Source organism: Methylicorpusculum oleiharenae (assembly GCF_009828925.2).
Taxonomy (GTDB): Bacteria; Pseudomonadota; Gammaproteobacteria; order Methylococcales; family Methylomonadaceae; genus Methylicorpusculum; species Methylicorpusculum oleiharenae.
Window position 1 is genome coordinate 3,791,083 of the sequence record NZ_WUTY02000001.1, and the last position, 25,467, is coordinate 3,816,549.

The 25,467-nt window shown below is 48.0% G+C and carries 27 protein-coding genes and 1 pseudogene; 6 read left to right on the forward strand and 22 right to left on the reverse strand.

Annotation, left to right across the window (positions count from 1 at the left end):
- Window positions 1-14: 14 nt before the first annotated feature.
- The 11 genes from GO003_RS17100 to GO003_RS17150 all read right to left on the reverse strand — a co-directional run bounded on the left by GO003_RS17100 (window position 15) and on the right by GO003_RS17150 (window position 10,839).
- Complete coding sequence (locus GO003_RS17100; protein WP_159654419.1) at window positions 15-803, reverse strand: hypothetical protein; 789 nt, start codon at window positions 801-803, stop codon at window positions 15-17.
- 439 nt (window positions 804-1,242) lie between these two features.
- Window positions 1,243-1,446: a hypothetical protein gene (locus GO003_RS17105; protein WP_159654421.1), complete on the reverse strand. Its 204-nt coding sequence runs from the start codon at window positions 1,444-1,446 to the stop codon at window positions 1,243-1,245.
- 9 nt (window positions 1,447-1,455) lie between these two features.
- Window positions 1,456-4,590 carry an efflux RND transporter permease subunit gene (locus tag GO003_RS17110; protein WP_159654423.1) on the reverse strand — a complete coding sequence of 1,045 codons (3,135 nt, stop codon included), beginning with the start codon at window positions 4,588-4,590 and terminating at the stop codon, window positions 1,456-1,458.
- Between the two features lie 47 nt (window positions 4,591-4,637).
- On the reverse strand, window positions 4,638-5,816 hold the full coding sequence (locus tag GO003_RS17115; protein ID WP_231089043.1) for an efflux RND transporter periplasmic adaptor subunit: 1,179 nt from the start codon (window positions 5,814-5,816) through the stop codon (window positions 4,638-4,640).
- Window positions 5,813-7,075 (reverse strand): TolC family protein, encoded by a 1,263-nt coding sequence (locus tag GO003_RS17120; RefSeq protein ID WP_159654425.1) that lies wholly within the window; start codon window positions 7,073-7,075, stop codon window positions 5,813-5,815. Before GO003_RS17120 ends, GO003_RS17115 begins: the two co-directional genes overlap by 4 nt.
- Before the next feature lie 140 nt (window positions 7,076-7,215).
- Window positions 7,216-8,079, reverse strand: coding sequence for an FAD:protein FMN transferase (locus GO003_RS17125; RefSeq protein ID WP_159654427.1), 864 nt, complete (start codon window positions 8,077-8,079; stop codon window positions 7,216-7,218).
- Complete coding sequence (locus GO003_RS17130) at window positions 8,051-8,638, reverse strand: carboxymuconolactone decarboxylase family protein (RefSeq protein ID WP_159654429.1); 588 nt, start codon at window positions 8,636-8,638, stop codon at window positions 8,051-8,053. The genes GO003_RS17125 and GO003_RS17130 overlap by 29 nt, the downstream gene beginning before the upstream one ends.
- A 209-nt stretch (window positions 8,639-8,847) precedes the next feature.
- Window positions 8,848-9,186, reverse strand: a complete 339-nt coding sequence (locus GO003_RS17135; protein ID WP_159654431.1) for a hypothetical protein — start codon at window positions 9,184-9,186, stop codon at window positions 8,848-8,850.
- A gap of 98 nt (window positions 9,187-9,284) precedes the next feature.
- Window positions 9,285-9,920, reverse strand: a complete 636-nt coding sequence (locus tag GO003_RS17140) for a methyltransferase family protein (RefSeq protein ID WP_159654433.1) — start codon at window positions 9,918-9,920, stop codon at window positions 9,285-9,287.
- Window positions 9,917-10,150 carry a DUF2933 domain-containing protein gene (locus GO003_RS17145; protein ID WP_036250150.1) on the reverse strand — a complete coding sequence of 78 codons (234 nt, stop codon included), beginning with the start codon at window positions 10,148-10,150 and terminating at the stop codon, window positions 9,917-9,919. Before GO003_RS17145 ends, GO003_RS17140 begins: the two co-directional genes overlap by 4 nt.
- Before the next feature lie 239 nt (window positions 10,151-10,389).
- Window positions 10,390-10,839: a DUF411 domain-containing protein gene (locus tag GO003_RS17150; RefSeq protein ID WP_159654435.1), complete on the reverse strand. Its 450-nt coding sequence runs from the start codon at window positions 10,837-10,839 to the stop codon at window positions 10,390-10,392.
- 339 nt (window positions 10,840-11,178) lie between these two features.
- Between GO003_RS17150 and GO003_RS17155 the strand changes: the two are divergent.
- Window positions 11,179-11,834: pseudogene (locus tag GO003_RS17155) on the forward strand (IS5 family transposase).
- 465 nt (window positions 11,835-12,299) lie between these two features.
- Here GO003_RS17155 and GO003_RS17160 read toward each other — a convergent pair.
- On the reverse strand, window positions 12,300-12,644 hold the full coding sequence (locus GO003_RS17160; RefSeq protein ID WP_026223446.1) for a hypothetical protein: 345 nt from the start codon (window positions 12,642-12,644) through the stop codon (window positions 12,300-12,302).
- Window positions 12,645-13,212: 568 nt separating this feature from the next.
- Window positions 13,213-13,335: a hypothetical protein gene (locus tag GO003_RS26230; protein WP_269144416.1), complete on the reverse strand. Its 123-nt coding sequence runs from the start codon at window positions 13,333-13,335 to the stop codon at window positions 13,213-13,215.
- Between the two features lie 18 nt (window positions 13,336-13,353).
- On the opposite strand from GO003_RS26230, the gene GO003_RS26235 reads away from it, so the two are divergent.
- The 5 genes from GO003_RS26235 to GO003_RS17180 all read left to right on the forward strand — a co-directional run bounded on the left by GO003_RS26235 (window position 13,354) and on the right by GO003_RS17180 (window position 16,028).
- Complete coding sequence (locus GO003_RS26235) at window positions 13,354-13,479, forward strand: hypothetical protein (protein ID WP_269144417.1); 126 nt, start codon at window positions 13,354-13,356, stop codon at window positions 13,477-13,479.
- A gap of 493 nt (window positions 13,480-13,972) precedes the next feature.
- Window positions 13,973-14,245 carry a WGR domain-containing protein gene (locus tag GO003_RS17165; RefSeq protein ID WP_159654437.1) on the forward strand — a complete coding sequence of 91 codons (273 nt, stop codon included), beginning with the start codon at window positions 13,973-13,975 and terminating at the stop codon, window positions 14,243-14,245.
- An 18-nt stretch (window positions 14,246-14,263) separates the two neighbouring features.
- Complete coding sequence (locus GO003_RS17170; protein WP_152565049.1) at window positions 14,264-14,563, forward strand: hypothetical protein; 300 nt, start codon at window positions 14,264-14,266, stop codon at window positions 14,561-14,563.
- A complete protein-coding gene (locus tag GO003_RS17175) occupies window positions 14,538-15,449 on the forward strand; it encodes a hypothetical protein (RefSeq protein ID WP_159654439.1) in 912 nt (303 codons plus the stop codon). The genes GO003_RS17170 and GO003_RS17175 overlap by 26 nt, the downstream gene beginning before the upstream one ends.
- A 9-nt stretch (window positions 15,450-15,458) precedes the next feature.
- Window positions 15,459-16,028 carry a hypothetical protein gene (locus tag GO003_RS17180; RefSeq protein ID WP_159654441.1) on the forward strand — a complete coding sequence of 190 codons (570 nt, stop codon included), beginning with the start codon at window positions 15,459-15,461 and terminating at the stop codon, window positions 16,026-16,028.
- A 12-nt stretch (window positions 16,029-16,040) separates the two neighbouring features.
- Here GO003_RS17180 and GO003_RS17185 read toward each other — a convergent pair whose 3' ends face one another.
- The 9 genes from GO003_RS17185 to GO003_RS17225 form a co-directional block, all read right to left on the reverse strand.
- Entirely contained in the window at window positions 16,041-16,316 is a 276-nt protein-coding gene (locus GO003_RS17185; RefSeq protein ID WP_231089044.1) for an RHS repeat-associated core domain-containing protein, read from the reverse strand.
- Between the two features lie 131 nt (window positions 16,317-16,447).
- Window positions 16,448-16,855: a hypothetical protein gene (locus GO003_RS17190; RefSeq protein ID WP_036250034.1), complete on the reverse strand. Its 408-nt coding sequence runs from the start codon at window positions 16,853-16,855 to the stop codon at window positions 16,448-16,450.
- Between the two features lie 8 nt (window positions 16,856-16,863).
- Window positions 16,864-17,136: a YbaB/EbfC family nucleoid-associated protein gene (locus GO003_RS17195; RefSeq protein ID WP_159654445.1), complete on the reverse strand. Its 273-nt coding sequence runs from the start codon at window positions 17,134-17,136 to the stop codon at window positions 16,864-16,866.
- Window positions 17,137-17,207: 71 nt separating this feature from the next.
- Entirely contained in the window at window positions 17,208-20,378 is a 3,171-nt protein-coding gene (locus tag GO003_RS17200; protein WP_159654447.1) for a conjugal transfer protein TraG N-terminal domain-containing protein, read from the reverse strand.
- 23 nt (window positions 20,379-20,401) lie between these two features.
- Window positions 20,402-21,754, reverse strand: a complete 1,353-nt coding sequence (locus GO003_RS17205) for a conjugal transfer protein TraH (RefSeq protein ID WP_159654449.1) — start codon at window positions 21,752-21,754, stop codon at window positions 20,402-20,404.
- A gap of 3 nt (window positions 21,755-21,757) precedes the next feature.
- Window positions 21,758-22,525 (reverse strand): EAL domain-containing protein, encoded by a 768-nt coding sequence (locus GO003_RS17210; protein WP_159654451.1) that lies wholly within the window; start codon window positions 22,523-22,525, stop codon window positions 21,758-21,760.
- A gap of 311 nt (window positions 22,526-22,836) precedes the next feature.
- Window positions 22,837-23,223, reverse strand: a complete 387-nt coding sequence (locus GO003_RS17215; RefSeq protein ID WP_231089045.1) for a S49 family peptidase — start codon at window positions 23,221-23,223, stop codon at window positions 22,837-22,839.
- 381 nt (window positions 23,224-23,604) lie between these two features.
- Window positions 23,605-24,642 carry a conjugal transfer protein TraF gene (traF, locus tag GO003_RS17220; protein WP_159654453.1) on the reverse strand — a complete coding sequence of 346 codons (1,038 nt, stop codon included), beginning with the start codon at window positions 24,640-24,642 and terminating at the stop codon, window positions 23,605-23,607.
- Window positions 24,639-25,433, reverse strand: coding sequence for a hypothetical protein (locus GO003_RS17225; RefSeq protein WP_159654455.1), 795 nt, complete (start codon window positions 25,431-25,433; stop codon window positions 24,639-24,641). Before GO003_RS17225 ends, traF begins: the two co-directional genes overlap by 4 nt.
- Between the last annotated feature and the right edge of the window lie 34 nt (window positions 25,434-25,467).

Genomic DNA, 25,467 nt, shown 5'->3' on the forward strand with positions numbered 1-25,467 from the left:
TCGTTGATCTCATTTCACCATTCTCGATGACTCACATGCTTAGCTGGTGTATCGATAGGAGTGGCGCCAGGTTTTTTAAACCACATTCCCCAGAGCGAAATAAGGATCTGCGCTGCCAGCGCCAGACCCATAAAACCTCCACCGATAATGACGATATAGGCAAAAAAGGGCTGGTACTTTGTGATCCACCAGGACCCGATATCCATCCAAATCGCTATGTAAGGCATGGCAATGATAGGAAGTTTCAAGACTGATGGGATTTCGCTCAGTGAGAAAATCGTTCCAGTCAGAAGGAATATGATGCTGATGCCGAACAGATGGACATGAGACACACGTGCAAGCTGGTCTAGGCCCGGCCCCATGTCAACACGTGTCACTTCGCGGACTTCTTCGAAGGTGGTTAACGGCGGAACGGAAGGACTTGAATTAGCGTTGTGGCAAGTAACGCAGTTTTTATCCAACAGCGGTTCCACCTTTTCTCGGTATCCTGCCTCTGACGCCCCCTCGCTTATCCAGCGCAACACCTCCTCCTTTTCGGAGGACGTGATCTTATTCGCCATTATCCCCCGCAGAGCAGCCTCAAGGTGGGTATTGCCGCGCATGCCGTGATATTTCATGGTGATCCCTTCGACCAACCCCATTCCCATCCTTTTGTGTGGGTCCACGTCCACGAGATACAAGTAGAACAACGCCGCCAAATACCCTATCCCAATCGTCAGCAAAAAAACGCTGAACAATAGGCGCAGGGGCGCCGGCAATGTCCTCAAGGTGCAGGATGACATTGATTCCACAAACGCTTGCATAGGTACCTCCATCAGTATCAGATAGAAGCTTTCGCTTCAGAACAAGAGCCAGTCCAGCAAAAAATGCTGTTGTTGTCGGAGGCATTTTTGCCGAAACCGTCATACCTATGCGAAACGTTACCATATTCATTCACCTCAATTTGACTCACCAAGTTACATGTGACTTTTTCCATCATGTTTGTTTTACTGAGTAAACTTCCGTAACTATAATTGGATAGCCGCTACTATTATTAACGCACTAGCATGGCAATGCGATAGCGGCAATGCCGTAGGCCAGCAGGAAACAATCGAGATTGCGTGAAAGCCCCGAAAGCTCCGGGGTGAGTTGCCCTTTGAATCCACGTTGTCTCAATACCGAGAAGGCCATCAAGCTGAGCGACAAGGTTGACAGCATGAGCGGTGCGCCGAGTATCACCCCAACGCAACTTCCTCATTGACATTAACGCGCTCTGTGCCGGCGAAGACCGCACAATAAGGGGGACCATACTTTCGGGCAGAGAGGGGTTCCCACTGCGGCCAGCAGTGATCCGGTCACGCCTTCAGAGATATGAAGCCGAGTCCCAAGATGTTCTAGTGCATTGGTAAAAGTCTCGGCGACAATGAGAATAATGAGCAATATCGCGACTAACAGTATGTCCATCATTGTAAGTTTCTACTTTCTTACCAAAAGGCGCTTGATGTCTTTGTGCCAGCGCCAAATCACATAGAGCGCCGGAATGACGAACAGCGTCAACAGCATGGCCGAACCAATGCCGCCAATCATGGGGGCGGCGATACGCTTCATCACGTCGGCGCCGGTGCCGGTGGCCCACATCACCGGAACAAGCCCCAGGATATTGGCCAGCCCCGCCATGGACATCGGGCGGATACGCTCCACCGCGCCTTCCTGGACGGTTTCCAGCAAATCTTGCAGAGTTAGAAGGCGCCCCGAAGCCTTGCGCCTTACGCAGGCTTCGTCCAGGTAAGCTAGCATCACGGCACTGGTCTCTGCGGCCACTCCAGCCAGCGCAATCAAGCCCACCCATACGGCGATGCTCATGTTGTAATCGAGCAAGACCAAGTACCAGAGTCCTCCCACCAACGAAAGCGGCACGCCGAGCATGACCATGAGCGTCTGGGCCACGGAACGGAAGGTAAGATAAAACAACACGAAGATGATGGCCAGCGTCAAGGGTATGAAAATCTTGAGTCGCTGCTGAACCCGTTCCATGAATTCGTATTGTCCTGACCAACTTAGGGTGTAGCCTGTCGGCAGTTCGATTTTTTCATTCACAAGGCGTTTTAAATCCTCCACATAGCCGCCCACGTCGCGACCAGCCATGTCCACGTATACATAGCCGGACAACATGCCGTCTTCATCGCGGATCATCGCGGGGCCGCTGATCATACGCAAATCCGCCAGCTGCGCCAGGGGCACTTGGGCGCCGTTGGGCGCGCTTACCGTCAGCCGTCCCAGCTTGTCCAGATTGTCGCGCAATTCGCGCAGGTATCGCAGGTTAACGGGATAGCGTTCGCGCCCCTCGATGGTGGTCGTGATGCTTTCGCCACCAATGCCCGATTCGATGATTTTGCTGATGTCCATGACGGTAAAGCCGTAGCGGGCTATCTCCTCGCGCTTGATGACGAAATCCAGGTAATAGCCGCCGGAAACCCGTTCGGCATAGACGCTGCGGGTTCCGGGCACGTCCTTGGCGATCATCTCGATGGCTTTACCGATGTCCTCGATCTTTTTGAGGTCTGGTCCGAAGATCTTGATCCCAACCGGCGTGCGCACGCCAGTGGTGAGCATATCCAAACGCGCCTTGATTGGCATGGACCAGGTATTGGTTACGCCAGGAAACTGTAAAGCCCGATCCATCTCAGCGATCAGGTCTTCATAAGTCAGTCCTTCGCGCCACTGCTCCTTGGGTTTGAGTTCCACCACCACTTCCATCATGCTGAACGGCGCCGGATCGGTGGATGTGTCGGCGCGGCCTGCCTTGCCGAATACATGATCAACCTCGGGGAAGGTCATGAGTTTCTGGTCCATCTGCTGAAGAAGCTTGGCCGACTCGGTCACCGAAATGCCCGGCAGCGTGGTCGGCATATAGAGAATCGAGCCTTCGTATAGCGGCGGCATGAATTCGGTGCCCATGCGTTGGTACGGCACAATAATACTCGCCATCAACAGCAGGGAAACCAAAACCAAACCGATTCGATAGCGCAGCGCCAAGGCCAAAACCGGGGCATACAGCCGCTGCAACAGCCGGGTGACCGGATGACGTTGTTCCGGCATGATGCGGCCCCGGATAAGCAGCGGCAGCAGGGCAGGGATTAAGGTCACGGCCAGCACCGCGCTCATCGCGATGGACAGGTTTTTGGTAAGAGCAAGCGGCGTGAACATGCGGCCTTCCTGGGCTTCCAGCGTGAAAACCGGCATGAAAGCAATGGCGATGACCAGAAGGGAGGAAAAAATTGTTGGCCCTACCTCCTTGGCGGAGTCTATCAGCACTTGGTTGCGGTCGCCAATCCGCCCCCGGTCTTCCCATTCCTCAAGCCGTTTATGGGCGTTGTCCACCATGATGATAGAAGCGTCCACCATGTCGCCGATGGCGACGATAATGCCACCGATGGACATGATGTTCATGCCGACGCCGAGAAAATACATCGGAATGAAGGAAATTAGCACCGCCAGCGGCAAGGTCACGATGGGAATGAGGGCGGAACGGAAATGCAGCAGGAAGACGATGATCAAGACGCTGACCGTGATCAACTCCTCGATTAGGTTTTCATTGGCGGTGGCAACAGCCTCCTTGATCAGGTCGCTACGGTCGTAGGCGGTCACGATCTTGACGCCCTTGGGCAAGGACGGCTCGATCTCCTTGAGTTTGGCTTTGACGCGGTCGATGACCTCCAGGGTATCTTCGCCGAAGCGCATAATCACCACGCCGCCCACCGCCTCGCCCTGGCCGTTCAGTTCCGCGAGTCCGCGCCGCATATCCGGCCCCAGACTGACCGTCGAGACCTCGCGCAGCAGAATCGGCGTGCCTCCCGGACTGGCACCCACGGCGATTTGCTCGATATCGGCGGTGGACTTGATATAACCGCGCCCCCGGATCATGTATTCTATGCCGGAGAACTCGACAACCCTGCCGCCTACATCGAGGTTACTCATGCGCACCTTCTCGATAATTTCGTTCAGATTAAGCCGGTAGGCCAGCACTTTGGTGGGATCGAGATTGATCTGATACTGGCGCACGAAACCGCCCACGCTGGCGACTTCGGCAACGCCGTCCACGGCGCGGAGCCAATAGCGCAGATACCAGTCCTGGAACGAGCGGAGAGAAGCCAAATCCTGCTGCCCGGTTGTATCCACCAGGGCGTACTGAAACACCCAGCCCACCGCCGTGGCGTCAGGCCCGAGCTGCGGCGCCACCCCTTCCGGGAGCTTGCCGGCAAGTTGGTTGAGATACTCCAAAACCCGCGAACGCGCCCAGTAAATGTCGGTGCCGTCCTTGAACAACACGTAGACATAGGAATAGCCAAAGTCGGAAAAGCCGCGCACCACGGTGACATTGGGGGCTGACAGCAAGGCGGTGACAATAGGATAGGTGATCTGGTCCTCCACCAAGTCCGGCGAGCGCCCCATCCAAGGCGTATAGACGATGACCTGGGTATCGGACAAATCCGGCAGGGCGTCGATGGGGGTGTTCTTCATGGCCCACAAGCCGCCAGCAGCCAGGCCGAATGCTAGCAGAAAGACGATGAAGCGGTTATTAGCACAAAATTCGATGAGTTTTTCAACCATGACCCGTCCTGTATACTATTTGAAATATCTGTTGAAACGGGACAATCTCAATGCTTCATCCCTTTCATGCCGCCTACTGCATTCTTGAGCTGGCTTTCGGAATCGAGCAGGAAGTTCGCCGAGGTGACGATATGTTCGCCCTCGTTAAGTCCTTCCAGAATTTCGATCCAGTCACCGCTACGCTGGCCTGTTTTTACGTTTCGCCATTCAAGTTTGCCGCCGCCCAGATGAATAAAGATGATCTGCCGCTCCCCGGATTCCAGCACCGCATTTTTGGATACCACCAACCGTGTTCCTAGCGGCACGGCAAGCTCTACATTGGCATACATTCCCGGTTTGAAAATTTCTGCTGGGTTATCCATTACGAAGCGAACCTTGGCGGTACGGGTTTGCGGGTCAACCGTCGGATAAATGAAGTCGATCCGGCTTTGATATTGATTTTTTGGTGCGTAGGATAGACTGACCGATGCAGTTTGGCCCGGTTTTATCAGCGGCAGTTCATATTCGTAGATATCGGCCAGCACCCACACCTTAGTCAGATCGGCAATGGTATACAATTGATCGCCGGGATTAACGTGCATACCGGCTAAAGCCGTCTTGGTAATGACCGTGCCGGTGATCGGTGCATGGATCGGCAGGGTTTTCAGCACTTCACCGGTGCGTTCCAGATCACGGAGGTGGTACGTTTCAATGTCCCACAGGCCTAAACGCCGGCGCGCCACATCCAGCAACGAATTCGCGCCCTTGGCGACTTCTGGGAATTCGCTGTTTCCCAACGCTTTTGCGCTTTGCAAGGCCAGCAGATATTCCTGCTGGGTTGCCACCAGTTCCGGGCTATACAGGGTAAACAGTATCTGGCCTTTTTTGACATGTTCCCCCGTGGTATTCACATAGAGTTGCTCGATCCAGCCTTCTATTTTGATATTCACATTAGCGATAAAACGCTCGTTGATTTCGACACGGCCCACGGTACGGATGTTTTGTTCCATGGGCCGGCATTTGGCTTCCTCGAACTTGACGCCAATCGATTGCAGGCGTTCAACGTCGATGTTCATGATATTTTGGCTATCAGTCCCTTTGACTGCGGCTAAGTGATCTGCTCCGGCATGATTCACGGGTTCTTCTGTGTATGCCGGCGGTGCAAAGGCCAGCAGCAAAGCATAAATCGCTATGGTACCCCTATTATTTAATAGTCGCTTGATAAGCATGCTTTGTTTATGATTCATGGCCGTTCTCCAATGATGCCCTCTAGCCGGGCGAGGGCTTTTTCGTGTTCGACAATTTCGCTGTGCAGTTCGATTTCATTATCCAGCAGAGTCAGCAAGCTGGTCAGCAAACTGAGGAAATCCACTTTGCCGACGCCATAACTCGCCTGTGCTGCTGCCAGCGTGAAATGTGCCTGGGGAATGATGGCGTTTTGAAGAATGCGGATAAGTTCCTCGGCGCGTTGTGCCTGTGCGATATTGTCTTTGACACGAAACAGAAGTTCCTGCCTGACATTTTGCAAATCATCCTTGCTGGCCTCCCGTCCGGCCACCGCCTCTTTCACTCCTTGCCGTTGCTTGGTGGCGAAGTAGAGTGGCACTTCCACATTGAGCATGACTTGATAACCGTTGAGCCCGGTCGGTTCTTCACGGATGCCGCTGGCGCTGAGTTCAAAATTGGGAAAATATTCCCGCTTTGCCAGTGCTATGGTTTTATCGCCGCGTTCCACGCCCTTGATCCGAGTGGTAAGCAATGGCGCCGTGTTGCCGACCAGCACTTCCAACTCTTCTTGGCTGTGTTGCAACGGCATTATCGCTATCTCTTCCGGAATTCCCAACGTACTATAGGGATGGCGATTCAATATCCGGTTAATGTCAGCCGACAGCGACTGTTTGCGTTGTTCCAAACTGGCCAGCCGTGCGATCAGCCTAGAAATTTCCGTCTGTGCCCGATAGACATCCTGTTGCGCTCCCTTTCCTACCGCATAATACGCCTCGGCTGTTTTCTCGAACTGAACTAAGAGGCGCTTGTTTTTCTCGACAATAGCTATCGATTTGTAAATAAAATGGAGATCGTAATAGGCCTCTTTGAGAGCGGCCGCTATTGCCAACCGGGTCGCCAGATAGTTTTGTTCCAGTATTTCGGCTTCACTGGCAGCGATTTCTCCTTTAAGCCCGAGTTTGCCGGGAAACGGAATTGCCTGGCTGATGCCGTACATCGTTTCCCGTTTTTCCAATTCCCTGTGGCTCCAGAGAAGTTTCGGATCGGGTAGGGTTTGTGTCTGGGGAATCCTGGCCTGGGCAGATGCCCAGCGTTGTTCGGACGCCTTGATTTCAGGGTTTTCATCCAATGCCTCCTGAATCAATTGCGCCAATGGTAAAATCGGCTCAACGTTGCTGTCAGCAGCAAGAATCGCAGCAGGCCATAACAAGCTGGCCCATAGCAAGGCGGATTTCATGATGAATACAAAAAAATTAATTAATATCTGCTTTCTTTTCATCAACTAAATCTCACTAACGCAACTCACAAAACGTCTGAATAACTAAAGTATTTCCTGGTAGGCCAGACTCACTCCCACCACACTATCGCATCGTTAGACTTTGTAGCAATCGACCCACCTGATACGCCATGCACATCAACCTAAAGGTTAGGCAGCCCCAGCTCTTGTAGCCAGTCAGCTCCCTGGGATTCCTTAAGCATAGCTATCGTTAATGCGCTGCCAGCCACAACACAAAATTCACCAACCACGCTCACCGCCGCAAGATGGCGCGCCGGCCAGCCTGTCTTGGGATTTAATACATGCCCGTAGCGCACACCATTGACCAGAATGCAACGCTCATAATCTCCGCTGCTTGCCAGAGCGCCTTTATACAGCCATAAGGTACCCAGCAACGCCTCGCTGCTGTGCGAATACCGTATGCCTATCCCCCAGGGACGGCCATCATCACGGGGGCCGATCACTTTAATGTCTCCGCCAAGATTAACCATGCCATGCCTTATCCCTAGTCCGTAACACAAGGACGCTACTCGATCCACGGCATATTCCTTGACGATGCCGCCAAAATCAATTTCCATGCCCGGCACGGAAAAAGTCAGCACAGGCTTTTTCCAGATCACCTTATGCCAGCCAACTTTGTCCAACAGTTTATCAATCAACGATTGTTCGGGCAGAATGTTTTGGTCGAAGTTCCAGGCATGCCGCAAAATGCTGGCGGTGATGTCAAACAGGCCATCACTCTGCTCATAGCAAGTCACCGCATAATCCAGCAAGCAGGCAGTTTCGTCATCCACGCCGATACTGCCGCCAATGGCCGCCACCCGATTGATTTCAGACAAAAAACTGTCAGTCTTGTAACGCGAATATAATGCTTCCAGTCTTTGTACATCGGCAATGGCAGCATCCGCAGCCTGTCTGGCTTTCGCTTCGTCACGGGCAAACAGTTGTATATCGCACGGAGTGCCCATGGCTTTGAACTCACGGCGATAGTACGTTAGATTTTTCATCACTGCGAGCTACACTTTCCGGCAAACGGCAAAACCCTTGTGCCGGCAAATCCAGGGCACTGTTGAATTTGCTGGATAAGTTTTGAAAGGCAATGAGTCCGGTGAGTTCGACTATTTCATCTTCGTTAAAGTATTCATAGAGGCGCTGAGTCAAATTCTCGTCAACCTGCCGATCGGTATACGTCACAGCCTCGACATATTCCAGAATAACCCTTTCTTGGTTATCAAACAACTCGCTTTCTTGCCATCGTTCAAGGGCCTCCACCTTGTTCATGGAGCCGGTTCTTTGTGCCAACACAGCAGAGTTAATATCAATGCAAAAACGGCACCCGTTTATTTGCGATACTCTCACCGTAATCAAGGATCGGAGGACCGGATCGATAGGGCTGCTTTTTCTATCCAGCACTCCATAGAGTACCGCTATCGCGGCATACAACCTGGGAACTCTGGCCCAAATCAAAGCCGGCTTAAGAATTTGTCCGTATTTTCTTTTTTGATTCCAGAAAAAGGGACGAAGGTACCATGGATAACTGTCAAGAGGTTTTTCTGTAACTCTCATAGCCTCACCGAAGCAGATAGTAAATATCCGGACTCATCCGAAGAAAGTACAGGCAATGGCTTAATCAGGGGACCGGAAATCATCGTCCTTTTTGACTTTTAGCGAAGCCTACACCATGTTTTAGAATCCAGAATGAGGATAATTAATGGCTATATTCTTACTTCATTGCCAGGAGATGGCAATATTCCCATCCCCTGGCTATAAAAACGTTACATCTGGCGATGCAGATTTGCCATTTCCAAGTTTTCTTCGGCCGCTTTTTCATAAGCATTGATCAACCCTCGGCAATGCGATTGAAGATCTAGCGCCCGTCTGCCGTAGATATAACTTTTAGACTCATATTGGCTAAGAAGTCTCTTATGCTCATCGACTTTAAGCTGCATTTCTTTTGCCACTTCTTCATAGTGTTCCGCCAGCGCCTCATGATCGGCTTTAGTTCCTGCGTTTCGCACGGCCACGCTCATGTCCATCGGATGCGGATTCCTCTCGGCGCAAGCGGCCAGCAATCCGAGAATAATGAACAGGGAAATTAATAATTTGGTTCTCATGGGTTTTCTCCAGAATAATTCAATAGTTAAAATGACATTGTTTTTCAGATTGTTAACGTATAGTTCAGTTGGTAATGGCATCTCTCATTATATGCTAGTTAGATTTTAAATCGTGGAAAGAACGCAGGCACACGATCAGCATATTTTGAATATTTCTTCCCAAATTCAGTATAGGCCTCCCTCTCTTCGGTTCGGGCCAGTCGGACGTACATGCAGAGCAAAATCGGAAACATCGCTACTGTCACAATGGTCGGCCATTGCAGCAGGAATCCGAACATGATCATCACGAACCCGGCGTACTGCGGATGCCGGATTTTTGCGTAGGGACCGGTTGTGGCCAAGGTATGCTGGCGTTGCGCCCGGTACAGCACTCGCCATGCGCTGGATAACAGAAAGAACCCGGCAACGATCAAAATGCTGCTGATCAAGTGAAAGGGGCCGAAGTGCGGGTTGCCTCGCCAGCCGAACAGGTCTTCCAGCAGATGGCCGGCATCATGCGAAAGCGGATCGATGCCGGGAATACGCTTGGTGAGCCAGCCGGAAAGCAGATAAATGGTAAGTGGAAAGCCGTACATCTCGGTGAACAGTGCCACGATGAAGGCGGAGAAGGCGCCGAAAGAGCGCCAGTCGCGCTTGCTTTGCGGCTTGGCGAAGCTGAAGGCGAAAATGATGAATACCAGCGAATTGATGATGACCAGCGACCAGAGTCCATAAGCCGGAGATGGGGCGTTCATTTCCTGTCTCCTTCGGTTGTGTCGTGGTTGTGGGCATGATGGCCATGGCCGCCGTGACCGTGATGCATGAACAGATGCATCAGTGGACAGGCCAGCAGGAACAGGTAAGGCAGGATGCCCAGCACATGGGCGCGATGCTCTGTGAACAGCAGGAATACGGCAATTAAAAGAAACCCGTAAAACACCCACCTGCCTTTGGCGATGTGGTGCGTCTCGCGCTCATCGGTCATGATGCTCTCCTTTTTTGTCTGATTAATCAAAGGTAAACACTCGGCTTTTCTGGGGGAATCCAAGAGTTTGACAATTCCGGGAATCATCGTGGATCTCCCAATTTGAGAACCGCCTAAAGTTCAATAGATGAGGAAACTCACGATGAATTCACCAAAGGGTTTATATCATACAAAATGGGAATGTAAGGCCTGTAGTAAGGACGGGGCAATCAAACTTTTCATGGGGTTTCTCCTAGGGTTTAGTGTCTGGCAAAAACGCGGGGGCTGCCGTCCGCCTGGACAAGCAGAGTTTCATAGGGAACGGGCTTGGCGGTTTCCATGCCCGGAGAACCGGGCGGCATAGAGGGAACGGCCAAGCCGAGAGTTTGGGGTTTTTCCTTGAGCAGACGCTGGATGTCGGCGGCGGGAACATGGCCTTCGATGACGTAGTCGCCGACCCGGGCGGTGTGGCAGGAACCCAGGCGATCGGGCATGCCCAGTTTTTCCCGCGCTGCCGGGACGTCGTTCACTTCGTGAGTGTTTACCTGAAAACCATTTTGTTGCAGGTGATTGATCCATTTTCCGCAGCAACCGCACTGGGGACTCTTGAGCACTTCCACTTGCGTCTCAGCTTGCGCCCAAGCGCTGCCGGTGCTGACGAGGAAGACTAACAGCAAGGAACGGAAATGTGGTTTCAGAACTGATTTCATGACTGATTCGCAGTTAATTTGAACGCGTCCAGTTTAATCAGTTGTTCCTTACGGGAGGCTGACCGGAATATTACATTTGCGTTATCTTCCGGGACTTGGTTTGTGCTTAGAAAGGCTAAACTACTGATAATGTCAAATCGGCCAGAGCCTACAGTATTCTATACAGGGCCTTTTAAGCCTCACAAAAAAACAAGCCAAACTTCGCATCTATTTTTTTCCCCCAACGATAGAATATATGCCCCGGGATGTTACGTCGCATTAAACTACAGGATGTTCTCAATTAGAATTTAAAAAACGGCTCAGTCTGGTGTATGGTACTGGTATTTGTGGGTAAAAAAGATGACACGGGGGCTACTCAGGGACGACCAATGGGAACGGATCAAGGAGCATTTACTTGGTAAATGCCAGTGATTGCGGTGTGACGGCTGCTGATAATCGATTATTTGTCGAAGCGGTACTCTGGATTGCCAGAACAGGTTCGCCGTGGCGAGATCTGCTGGCCTGCTTCGGACATTGGCATCGGGTTTATGTGCGCTATCACCGTTCGCGTGATAAAGGCACCTGGGCAAAACTCTTAGCCGCCGCCAGTGATGATCCAGACCTGGAGTATCTGATGGTAGACGGCCGCATCGTTCGCGTTCATCCACACGGCGCGGGAAAAAAAACAGCAACACGAAGAAGCGATGGGCAAGTCCCGCGGCGGCTTGAGCACAAAAATTCATGCAACGGTGGATGCCTTGGGCAATCCGGTTCGCTTATTGCTCACCCCCGGTGAGACTTCCGAATTCACCCAGCAAGCACGGCCTGTTATTCCGCCGAAGGCATAGAAAAGCCCCGAGAGATGACAATAAGGCATTGTATAAAGAGCGCAATCTGGTGGAACGTGCTTTCTGAAATTGAAACATTTTCGCCGCATCGCCACGAGCTATGAGCAGTTGGCTATCACTTACCAATCGATGCTTAACTTGGTCGCCAGCATGATTTGGCTTAATTGAGAACACCCTGTAGGTTAACTGTAACCGTGAAACGCGTTACGACATCGTATTGCAAATGCCGCACAGCCGGATCCGTAGCCAGTCCTATAGTCAGATCGCCAGCAAATTCCGTGATAATACCAGCAACGGAACGATCATGCACTGATTGTCGGTCTACATATTAAAGAATCGATGAAAAGGATTTTTTCGTTTACGGAAAAATCCCGAATAACAAGCAGTGCAGCAAAAGCGCCAGATGTCGGATGCCATGAAAAAGTTCAACAAAGGGCAATTACGCACCAAAACAAAGATTATTACACCAACAACGTGCATAAAACCTGTTAAAAGCTCGGATAATATCCAAGTCTCAGAAAAATCATGTGTTTTTGTTATCGAATGACACCCCAGCAAGTATTATTTCATAGTTACTTCGCCCTGAATTGGTGCGCCCTTACGCCAAAAAGCGCACCAAGACTCTTAACATTATTACTGCGCCATTGTCCGATGCAACTCGGCCATCGCGTGGTTCTCGGTTACGGCGTTCTGATAGACGCCTATCAAAGTTTGACAGTGTTGTTCAAAAATTGGTGCTTGTCTGCCATACAAATAACTTTTCGCCTGATATTGTTCGAGAAGCTTTTTGTGTTCCTCAACTTTGGCCTGCATTTCGTTCGCTGTTGCATCATAATGCTCAGCCAGCGCCTCATGATCGGCTTTGGTTCCCGCGTTTCGCACGGCTACGCTCATATCCATCGGATGCGATTTTATCTCGCTACAGGCTACTAACACTCCGAACAATAATACTAGAACAATGAATAGTTTATTTTTCATCACCATACTCCAAACCAGTTGACAGAAATTTGTATATAACGGGCAAACATAAGGCAATATCTATACCATCTTGCCAGTCGCTTAACAGGGAGCGACACTGAAAGTTGAAAAGAATACGGCATTATAGCGATGCTCATGCTAATCACAATGTAAAGTCTGTTGGCATTTGTCTATAAATTTTGGAATTAAGTATGCTGTCTGGGTGGTTCTAGGCACATCAGTCCTCTGAGTTTGAAAATGATAAAATATCTATACGATGCCCTGCATATGCAGGTTAGCAAAGTCACCGATCCATGACAATTTGTCAGGGACAGCGGGATTACCAGAGTCGCGTGACTAGCAAATAAAATCTGCCAGCCCTCCACGATCTAATAACCTCAAAGTCCCTGCCTCGAACACAAGGAGACAGGCCAAGTTCACTCTAGCAAAAGCCACCATCGCATCTGGCGCTTTAATCTGCGGCGCCGCCGATGTAGACCCAGTTAGCATAATTATCAGCGTTGCCAACGTTTCAGCAAATCAAGCATCAACCGCTTTCGTTTTTGCTCCAGATCACAAGGCTCCTGATTCATTCATTCGTGACGGTAGCGATATTGAAGCCATTGTCGAACAAACTGCCGAACACTTTGACAATTTTGCCATGCAAATGCCCGGTGTCCTGGGCAAAAAGCTTAAATCCGTCATGAAACACGGATCTAAAGCAATCCTCATGGAAGACTCAGAAAGCAAAGCCGCCGAAGAAAAAATGATCGGTTTATTGGCTCAAGGTCTGAGACATATCGGTGATGCAATGGCCGCAGACATGGTTCGGTCTGCACAAAACGCTCGCGTATAATGAACTTGCCGAAAGCATTTCGATCATCTCTAATGCTTGGGGGATGACGAAAGCCAAAAGCGATGCACTAGCCAAGTGAAGAACTAAGCCTTATATGCTTGATATGCTTGGGGGCTGAATTCAAAACTCGGTGTTCGAAAGGCCTTGATTGGTTCTTATGCTTGGGAATCCTTCAAGGAAAAAACGGAAAATGATGCTTTAATGCTTGGAGGCTGATTTTTCCGTTGGAATTCGAAAGACTCAAAAGCCAACCTTAAATGCTTGAGGTTGGCTTTTTTGTTTCAGTGGTATAGATTCATAAAGAGACCGAAAAATCCAGTCTTTCACCGCGGCTATAATTTCTTCAATGAATTACCGTAAATTCAGGTTAGGTGGAAAAATCTTTATATAGCCCTCTTCGTCATGACAATTCATTCATTGCATCTGTTGACAGCCATTGATTCAGTTTGTACTCTGACAAAATTGTAAAGTCCCCATAAGAAAATAGGGTTTTATGTCTTTGGCCTACCTCGAACGCCACGATTCTTTAAAGAATATGCACCGTTTTTACCAGATTTCCGTTTCCCCAGGCATTCTTGGGGATTGGTCTTTGGTGCGCGAATGGGGAAGAAAGGGATCTCCTGGAACAGTTAAAAAAGACTGGTATTTATCAAAGGAAGAGGCCATAGAGGCAGGTCAACAAATCATGGAAGCAAAGCGAAGAAAGGGTTATCTGATTATTCCGTTATCCAGTTTTGATGGAAATACCCGGCAGTCTTGCTCATAAAATGGCAGGTTCTAATTTATGGAAGCAATCATTAATTTTTGGAATTATCTAAAAACATTTTTAATAGTAAAACTTGGCTTTGTCTCGACGGTAATCGATCGTCGAATAGCACGCAGATCTATTGCATATATCGATAAGTCACAATTTTACTTAAACGATCTGAAAGAAGATGGAGAAGGCGATCACTCTGTGGTCAATCACTTGACCGCTATCCCAAAACCGGGATTTTATTTGTCACGGACCGATGCTGCAACTAACGGCTGTTTGTTGGGACCAATGGATATGGATGCGGATGATGGTCCCGGTCTTTATTACTGACGAGCATATGGACTTGATGAAAAATTGTATTTACCCGATTATTTTTTCTGCTGTTTTTTTACTGACTGGTTGCGGATCCCCAGGCGTGAAAACTTACGCCCAAAATCCATTTAACCCTGATGCCAAAATTACCCGCGTTTCTGCACGATCTTCAAGTTCTCAGAATCCTGGAAAAGCTTCAGATCAGACTGTATTGAATGCTGCCTCTGTTGGATTGGCTGTTGCCAGCAGACCTGTCCACGGAGCAATTACTTCTCACGGCGCCGATATAGGTATCGCAGCTGCACTTTTTCTGGAGTCTGTTGGCTCTGCAAAACCCAAAAATATTGCTGACAATGCAAATTATCTTGCTGTGGCTATGCCATTGACCGAGGTTTCAAACGAGCTAGATGCCCAACTAAAAATGAGCGAACATGTGGAAAGAGCCATTACGCGAGCTCTTGGCACGGATTATCAGACCAGAATTGAGGAATACGACGATCATTATGCGTTCGACAGGACGCTACGGCCGAGATGGATTCGAGTCAACGGCCCGTTATGTGAAAACTGGTCCTGCCAGATCCATGCTCCTGTCCCTTCTGCAACAGCACTGCAATGGGAAGGTCGTATGACAATAAAGAAAGTTGTCACTGGTCAGGAAGCTTATGTTTATGAAAAGCCATGTGAGCAACAATCAATTGGTCTTGTAAAAATCACAAATGAGTATGACAAGGAAGGTTTCTTTGCAGGAAAGCGACATTATGTCGAAGGTACGGAAATACCTGATTTCGATTATGCTCAATTTTTCCAACGGATTTCTGAGAATCTGCCGGAATGGGCATATCTCAGGGTAGCCCAAAAAGAAACTACGCCATACACGCTCAATCGAGGTGTAATTGTTCAGTAAGGGGCACACATGAAAAAGTTAGCCTGGTTTTACTTTTTAACTTTGATGATTAGCATCTTATCCGGATGCTCAGGGAGCACTGTCGCTCTGATCGATCCGATCATCCAACAACAGGCGCCAAAGCTCATTATCGTTTCCCACCCAGTGGGCGAAGGTTATTATGCCGTTCTGGATAAAACCCATGGCCATTGGCAAGTTTTGTCGATATCTACTACCCCTGCTCGTCGCGCTAATGACAAGCAAGAAATCTTGTTCGTTAACCGCAGGCTCAGAAGCATTGCCCCAAGCTTCGATCCGAGGGTGTACACCGGTCAAGCTACCGAATGTACGCCCTATATTGACGATGATCAGTTTTATGGCTTGTGCAACAGCTATTTTTCCACTTCTGATGTTGGTACCAGCATTGTAAGAAACTTCACTTCATGCTTTTTCACGCTGTGCCTGGCTGCCGGCACTCGGGAAGTTTTGGATCACGGCAAAATTCAACAGGTCGTACTTGAAAGCAATTTGATCGATATCGTGAAACAGTTGAATTCGGCCGAAAGTCATCAAGTTTATTTGGCTGGACTTTCACGATAACACTCCTTTATTTCACTGATTGGCTAAAACAAACGGATCGTAGTAACGCTGGCCGTTGTAGTGGAAGCCGGTCTCGCTGTCGAAGTATTGGCCGGGGAAGCGGAGATTGAACGTTCTGGTGGCGGTCGACGGTTGGCTCATGCCGAATGCTTCGCCATTACCTAAAATTGACACCACCTGACTGTAGCTATCGCCAAGGTGCAAACCATTAACAGTCGGAACGGAATTTTGATCATAGGCCGCCGTCAGTGACAAAACTGCCAATAGTCCTAACAGTAGTTTTTTCATCGCTTTTACGCGAGAAACCGGGATTTGGCAACCGGTTGGGATAGCGCCCGCCGCAGCGGCTGATCTCGCTTTTCCTTAAAATGAATGCTATCAAGTGAAAATTGGGGATATATTGAAAAAGGAGGGCAAAGTCACTTTTTATTTTGTTTGCCAGAGGAAGAACGCTTGGTTTTTGTTTCTTCCTTTTTGTTTTCCGCATGTTGTTTGGCGATATATTCGTCTCGCATTTTTTGCAGTTCTGGAGGGAGACTGCCTGGCTTAACATCTGTGGTTTCTCTCATGAACATCGGTACCTGTCCACTTGGAGCTGGGCCGATCGTATTCAATTTTCCCGGTACCGATGACAATTGTTCGGTCGATATTGGCGGGGCTTGAAGCTCAATCTCAGACGGCATCGGAATATCACCATTTTTCAGTTGAACGGCTCCTCCGGCATCGATCAATTTTGGCTCGTCGATTTGAAGGCCATGGTCCGCAAATACGTTTACCGTGGATACCGCTGATACAGCCAAAAAGGCCAGTGAAAATTTGTTCATCATTACCGTCCTTATTTAACTGTGATGCCGTTCTGTGCGTTGAATTGTTCAGCAACATCGGCGGTCAGTTGTTTGTTTGCTTCTCTTACCGCTGACAATGCTTTGTTTACTACCGAAGTCAAGGCTGCTTCGACTGTTTCGTGAGAATTTTTCAAGAACTCATCAGCGATGGATAACTGTTTGATTTCCCGCATGCCGTTTACGATAACACTCACGTTGCCATCTTCACTCTTACTAGCAAATTCTTTTTTCTCGAATTCCGCTTTTGCTTGATCCAGTTGCATTTTGTATTTCAAACCAAGTTCGGCTGATTTCTTTTTGTTTAATTTGTTTTTGGGTCTTAACATGATTTCCTCTATTTTTTAGGGATTGGTGGTAAGTCGTTATCTGAAACATCACTTGGTTGAATTGGCCGTTTGTCACTCGAATCCGATAATGCGCCTGATACTGCGTTATTAATGTAATCTTCAGCTGTTTCAATACCTTCTCGAAGACCGGTCATCGCCGATTTAGCGGTTTTGGCTACCGGGGTAACTGTGCTGTCATAAAGCAACGATCCTTCGTTTCGGAAAGCTCTACCAGCCATCTCAGACATGTCCTTGCTGTTATCGATTTTGCCGCCATTTTCGATTTTCTGACGAACATCATCTGCTTTGCCAAGGTTTCCGCCTTTAAGAGCAGAATCGATCTCCGCTTTGCGTGAATCATCTTCTGCCGATAGGGTCACTGGTTTGATCTGTTTTGCGGCTTGCTTGAGGTCTGAAGTGTACCCAGAACCATGCTTATTGCCGCCGACATGATCTATTAACGCCTGTTTCGGTTCAGCGGTGTGGCTAGTTTTTGTGCCATGAGCCTGGTGTTCTGACGCGTGTGGTGTCTGGTGTTTCATTGAGGTTTTATGATAGCTACCATTGCTTTCAGATTCAGAATCATTATTTCCGCGTTTTGATTGATTACCCGCTAACTCAGGTTTTTCAATCGTAGTGCCTTTACCTGCTTTAGAGGATTTGCCTTCGCCATCACTGCCTTGGCTTTCGCTCCAATCCTCAGCCAAGGATTTAATGTCATCAGCGGATTGATCCCCCATGATGTCCTTAATGCTTTTTTGGTCGTTTTGGAATTGTGTAGGCGTAATATCGACTCCAGATCCACTGGATGTTGGCATTAGTGCTTTGTTTACAATTTCCGCCGCTTTTATCGGATCGGCTTGGTTGAGTTTCAAAAAGCCAGCCAACGCCTCTCTATCATCACCAAATATGCCGCTGGCACTAGATCGATTGATATCATACTGAGCATCGTCAGATAGCTTTTGGTAAGCCTCGCCCCCCATGCTTTCTGCAATGGCTTGATTTGCCAGATTGATGTCCACAATCGCGCCAGAATTGTTAAGGCGTCTCGCCAAATCTTGGTAAGACATAGATAGCGATTTTCCAGAAGAGTCTTGCATAGACGCGGTTTGGCTGAATGTCTCGCTGGCCTGGCTCACGGCTTGCAATTGGCTTAGGTACTGTTCTGCATGTCCCTTCATCTCTTCCGAACCGAAATAGGTTTGGTCTTGATGTTGCTGAGCACTTTGCTGCATTTTCTGAACTTGAGTACTGCCTGAGTATTCGCGGTTCCAAACGTTTTGGATAGCGTCGGACAATTCTTTCGATTTTCCCGCATCCATTCCGACCTGAGACTGTAGTTGAGCGTTACCGGAGGCACCGATAGAGGAAGACTGAATACCCATGCCCGTGCTAAGACCAGCAGAAATGGCCGAACTTACACCGGTGGTTATCGCTTCCTTCTCCGCATCTGTCCGTCCTACCTTGTCGGCAATCGTTCTTCCCGTAGATGCAGCCCAACGGTCCGATTCAGCCGTAGAATTGCTCAAAGCACTCATGATGGAATTTGCATCAGAGCTAGTGGTTCCCGATTTTTGAGAGGTTTGCAAGGAACTGCTAAGCGTCTGACTTGCGGACGAACTTGCACTTCGTAGCGAGGCCGTAGCGCTTTGCGCCGCCCTTCCGAATGTCGAGGATGTTGAGAACGTGGTGTCGGCCATCCCCGATTTCTTTGGCCCTGTGTTCGGTGAGTATTCGGATTTTGATCCCAGCGTCATAGGAGAATCAATTTTGATCGGATCAGGGGCAGTCGCTCCTGTTTTAACGCTGCTAGATGCGGCAGATGTCATTTTTCCAGACAAGTTTGTTGCTGCAACAGATCCGCCATAAACGATCATGAGTGCAAGTGCGGGGACGCTTGAAGCCAGCATCCCGCCAGCCGATAACCACGTTTCAATGGTTTCAAATACCTGGTCATGCATGACCATCGCATCAAGACCTGTACCATTGGAACCAGCATAGTTCGCTACGGCCTCAAGAGCTCTGGTTGTGACAACGATGATATACATGTTGCATACCGCCATCAATGGACCCCATAGCGATATCCAAAGCATGAGCTGGATATACCTGACCATCATAGTCATCCCGATAGGCCCTAACGTGGTCAGAAAGGCCACAATCGGCGATATCGCCACAGTGAACATTTCAACAAATGCCATCAATGGTCTGGCGATTTCGTTGAACATGGTTTGTTCAGCCGCCCATTGTTGCTTTAATTGTTCTTTGGCTGGCCGATGAATGAAAGCTGCCCGCCCATCTTCAAGATAAGATTTTAATAAGGCGTTTTCCATGTAAGTTTGCGAATCTTGCCCAGCGATATTGAGAGCGGCTTTAGCCTGATCGATTTTTTCAGATGCTCTTACAGATGCATCAGTTATCCCTAAAACGCCTGAAACATACCGATCCATTTGGTCAACGAAGTCCTGTCCTCTCAAATATGAAATCAATGCAGCGTAAGCGTCTTTGCAGGATTTCTGTTCGCCCTGCGGAGGTGAGGAAGGTAGTTTGACTAAGATATCGACGTTGACGAATGATGTTTTGATTGCATCGAGTAAATCAGTTGATTTAAGGAGCGTTTCTTTGGTGACTTCATGATCACTTTCGTTAAGATCCAAATCCAGCATCACACAATTTTCAATGTATGTGTCAATCGTTTCCCCAACCGATCCTGATAGGTCGCTATCTGAGCCAGCGGTTCCAAGAGCCAGGTTCTGTAGTTTCATTAGGGTTTTAAGCGCATTCAAATACCCGTTTTCCAATAAGCTGGCCTCTGACGGTGTCGAGAATGCGGTCTCAAACATGGCTGTCATTTTTACGCCCATGGTCGAAATAATGGACATCGGTGCAGCAATGCCGAGCGGAACGTTGGCAACTGTTCTTACCTGCCCGGTATATACGTCCTCGATAACAACGGTATCTTTTGGCACGAACAGGACTAAATACGCAATCAAACCAATCAATGAATACCGGAGCGGGAATTCCTGATTGGTCAAGTAATTGATGGATACTAAAAGAACGCCTAGCGTTGCACCGGCGCGAATGAGTTTGGTTAAACTTCCATTACCGAAAATCATCGCAGCACCTTGGAAGGTGTTGTAAAGCATTTCTGCGTCACCAATACTTAATACTTCGTAAGCCATAAAAATACCTTTTGCTAATGGTCTTAATGAACCCTGTTGTTCATTGGTGTGCGCAAGCTGTCTTTGATACTTTTTTGCAATTGAATTAATGAATTGATGCCGGCAATGCTTTCGCCTGTGATCCGTCTTTCTTCTTTGATCTGATCCCTAACATCGCGCATAACAGCCAGCATGGATGAATCGAGTGGTCGGCCAGTACCTTTAACTGCGTTATCAACCACACCATACATTTCCTCGACAATGCGGTTTGTTAATTCTGATGCCACGACATCCACCAAACGATCTGCGATTAGGCCAGCCGACTGCGGTTCAGCCGCTGCACCTCTTAACAACCCATAAACACCAGGGGATGATGCTTCGATAAATCTCTGCTCATCAGCCGTAAATGCATCATTCGTGTCGCGGCTAGTCATTTTGCGAATAATGCCGCCTGTACCGGTTGATTGTGGGCCCGTGCCCCATACCATCGCTTTCGCTCGGGAACGCATACCTTGGATTGTGATGGTTTCTTTCTCTCCTCCGCTAGGCAACAAGCATTCTCCGGATTCGCATTTATAAATCTCAATGGAGCCGCCCTCGATCAAATCTCTAACTTTGACGATCGGTTGTCTGAAGTCATATTTCACATCGCTTCCGTCATCCTTTTTACTGATAATCAACGTTCCCGTTAAACTCATCAAAGTCATTTTGATTTGATCGTCACCATTCACAAACCAGTTCGCCGCATTCGATTCAGTTAATGCCTCATACACCACATTGCCGGTAATTTCGTCAGAACGACCATTTTGAATAAGCACCTGTGTAGGTGAACTTGCGTTTTTTTCTTCTGAATTGAAATAGTCATCGACAAATCCAAGGCCTGTGTTGATTGTTGATGCTTCCCGTCTGCGTTCGTGAGCCCAATTTTGAAGACCGGTAGCATTTACGATTGCTTTACCCGCTTCGCAGGAATTTCTCATCAAAGCGTTGATTTTTGCGATTTCGCTTTGCAGTTTAGAAATGACTTGGGCGCAAGTTGGACACATACCCTCGATTGCAAGCTGGAATGCATATCCAATCGCGGCTTGGGCAATGCTTCTTGCCAACTGAGTGAATTGGGCTCCATTGATGAATGAGAATGAGCCTGCAAACATATCGATACCATTACATCCGCCTCTTGCGCTTGGTGGCACAAATGAGATCAGGTTTGGGTGAACAACCTTATTACGCATCGTGATTCCGCCACCAGTAATTACGCCTCTCCGTTGTGTCTCATAGGAACCTCCCGGAGTGACGTTGATCATGTCGGTAAACATCCCTTTAATTTCATTGTCCAGGTTGGCATTAGCCGGATTCACCCAAAAAAGCGGCAACAGGATTAGTAACAGTTTTGACATAAATCAAACCCATGCTAAGTCAGGGAAAAAATCGATTTTTCGATCGCAATAAGGATTGCCTTGGATTTTTTTCAGCTTCCTAACAGGCTTAGGCAAAGGATGGTTTCTTGATAAAAAATAACCCTGTCCATATTTGATCCCCATCAGAATGGCACCGGTCACATCTGATTTTGAATAAAGATCATCGGCAACAATTTTGATATTTTTGACATTCAGCTTTTCAATGACCAAATGACATTGAGATGCTGAATAGGTGTCTTCTTGCATTTCTCTGATGACACCTTTTTTTATTTTTAAAACATCAACGAATTCGTATAAATCGCTCAAATTGAAATCTAATGGTCTAGCGTTTGATAATCCTCTTTTTATGCCAAGATTTTGAAACCATTCTAAAAGCTCCGTCTGATGGGGCATAACACCCTCAGCATTAATAACTTGCATGTTTAACATCATTTCAACTTGGTTAAGTGGCACGTGGTGAGCTAATTTTTCAAGAAAAATTCCCAGCCTCTTTTTGCCCATGTGGATATTGACAGACCATGATAGATAAAGCCTCTCGCCAGACATTTCTGACCAATGCTGTAAGTATTCGCTGATTTGGGGAAGTAAGTTTTTTTCATTACTTGACTCAAGAACATTAAAAACTTCTAAATCACTTAGAAATTTTTGTCCTATCTTGACTTGCACATCCAGCCCGACAATTTTTGCCTCTGCAAGATGAAAAACCGGGGTAAAAACAGGTGTGTAAAGTGGGTTCTGCAAAGCCTTCATAAACATATTACAAGTCGATGTATAAAAGTCTACTATGCAGAAGTTTTCATCAACATGTATTATCGAAAGACACTGTTTTTAAGCGTCTTTTTCGGAGATTCTTGATTTTTCGAAGTCTTATTTGGGTGTTCACGCCTTCAAAAGAGCCAAAAATTAAGCAATCACATAATCGATCAGGTCAAAATTTGCTCGCATGAATCCGCCCACTGCTAAAGCCTCTGGCTTATAGCGTGGGTTTTTCGCCTTGGAGAAAGGGTAATTTGACACGGGGATCGCCGGCTAAAACTCTACTTAGTCACAGGTTGTCGTCGTTATTCGACTAGAGCCAAGACTTTTTCAACTGCTTTTGTTCCAAGCTGAGGAAGAAATCCCTTGGCTTGGTTAGTTGGTCCAAAATCGTGTGTTTTGGCATGCCATTCATTACTCACCACTCCCTCGATCGTACCGATTTCATCGATTAGGCCAATGGCTAACGCTTCTTCGCCTCCCCATATTTCGCCTGTCGTATAATCGAATCTTTCCTTGAACTTAGCGCCTCGTTTACTTTTAAATTCGTCAGCAAATACTACAGCCATCTGGTTGACCATTTCCTGGGCTTTGGCTTCGGACTCTTTTGACATAGTCACAAAGGGGTTAATCATATTTTTGTGGACTACTGATGCATAGACTCGTTGGGTTACGTCAAATTTTTCGGCCAACTTATGAAGATCCCAACCTGTAATGACCGCTCCAATTGACCCGACCAGGCTTCACCTTGGGCGAATTGAAGGCTTTTTCCAGTCGGTACCAATTCTTCTGCTGAGGCCAGCTGACCTGACCCGATTGAGCCGGATACATTCACAACGCCAACTATCTCCGTATTAGGAATTAGTCTGTAGCCCAAACTGCTCGCATAAAACGCTAGATAGACAGCAAATAGTAAGGCGCCGATCGTGGAAAAGGTAAATCGTTTGATCCATTTCCACCGATGTTCACTTTTCCTTTCGTTCATCAGATCCATTAGAACGTGATCTGCTAATAGGGATTTAATGTCTTCTTGAGGTTGATTGTTTTGATCGACTACTTTGTTGGTCCTAAGGTCACATTTTTTTCTTTAAATTATTTCGAATGATTTTTACCAGTTCACCAGGCTTATCCATGGTGTCTTCATCAATACTCTTGATCGTCTCGTTATCAACCTGGATAGGTGTCACGTTTAAGGTTTCGTCGTATTCATCGTTATCGAGCCAACCGTTTTCATGAGAAAGTGCAATGGCACGGCGAATAATCTCGTCACCAGATAACAGTCCTTGACCTATTTGAATAGCGCCGCCGTTTTCACCGGGCTTGACCAGAAATAAGGCAGGAGTTGTCTCAACGCCTAGTTTTTTGCCCTGTCCATGATCGGTCGTGAACTCCGGAAACGCTCCTCCCGGAAGAGGCAAACCATCAAGTGCGATCGGCAGAACTTTGAATCCGAATGCATTCATAAGGCCTTTCAAAACTCCGGCTTCTTTGACGCAAAACTCGCAGGTGCTGTAATAGAAAAACCAAATGCCGGCTTGCGCAGCCAATTTCTTAGCTGCTTTTAGGGTGCCACGGTTTGACATATCGTCTTTGGCAAATGCCCCGAAAGTTGCAATCGGCCGCCTTGCGTTTTCATCCAGAACCGCGTCCATCATCATCAGCTTCTGAGATGCATCGGCAAATTTTTCAGCTTTATCCAGCATGACGCGCTGCAGGTACATGTACGTCGATACGTTTTCAGCGGTTGGATCATCAATAGCTTTATCCCTAAATTTCTCCATGTTTTTCCGAAACCATTCCGAAGACAGGGGCTTTGGCTCAAATGGTTTCGCGAGCGTCGGTTTTTCTTTTTTCTCAGGCGTAGTTAGCGGCGGAGGCTCTTGGATGGATTGTTCGACATCATTGACTTCATCGGACAAGGGATCTTCATACCAGAACCACCCCCTTTCCTTGTTTTCGTAAAAGGGGGCATTGTGAGGTATTGCAGAGATTTGTTCGCGACCATCTGAAACACCGAAAAAATTAGTTCCTTCACTTTCGCTACCATGTACATGCGTAATATGGCCGACTAGAGAGGCGGCCACCACATAAGGCAGGAGTCGATTTATCACGCGGTTGTGTCTGATAAGTTTTCGTCAGCACTCAAGGCATCGACAGGTAGGTTAGAAACGCCTGCTGAGCTTGACTGGCTTTTCTTTGCGGATTTTTTTTCAGGCGCTGGCAAGGAATCGCTTTCGTCAACATCTGTATCTTTTTCAATTGCCTCGATGATTTCGGTTTCAGATACAGCAATTTCTTCAGACGTTGAACCGCTTAAAGCATCCCTTGCAATTTCCCTAGCTCTTCTTTGTTCATAAAATCGATTCTTCACGCCCTCCATCAGCGCCCTGCAGCGTTGGTGAACATCAGTAAATTCTTTCTCGATTTCGGCCAAAGCTTGACGCTTTTGCGTGTCATCCAACTGGCAAGCTAACCACAATGCTCTGAGTTTCTCTTCCAAATCCCGTGCCGCATTAAGCGTATTCAAGAAAAGCTTGGCAATCGGATCGATGATCGTTACGTTGACGCTTTCGTACTGGGCTTCGCCGACCTTAATGTTCGCCTTTTTGATGAGTTGGTCTGCGACAACGATTTTTTTCGCAATGTTTTCGTTTACATCTTTGATCATTGCGGTCATTTCTTTTGTAATTTGTTGCTCAACATCGAAACCTTGGCCGTTACTACAATAGAACCTTGTCAAATAAGCCGCCCTTGATACTTCTCTAAACCTACGTCGATAGATCCTTAGCACAGTTTCAGAAAAGTTTGATTTTTCGTGAATCCTGCTATTCCGGCAATTTTGAATGAAGTTTCTTCTAAGAGCAGTTTCTCTGCTGAGTCGATTTTGAGTATTTTCCGCCATGGTATTTCTCTTGCTGAGTTATTAAGATTTAATG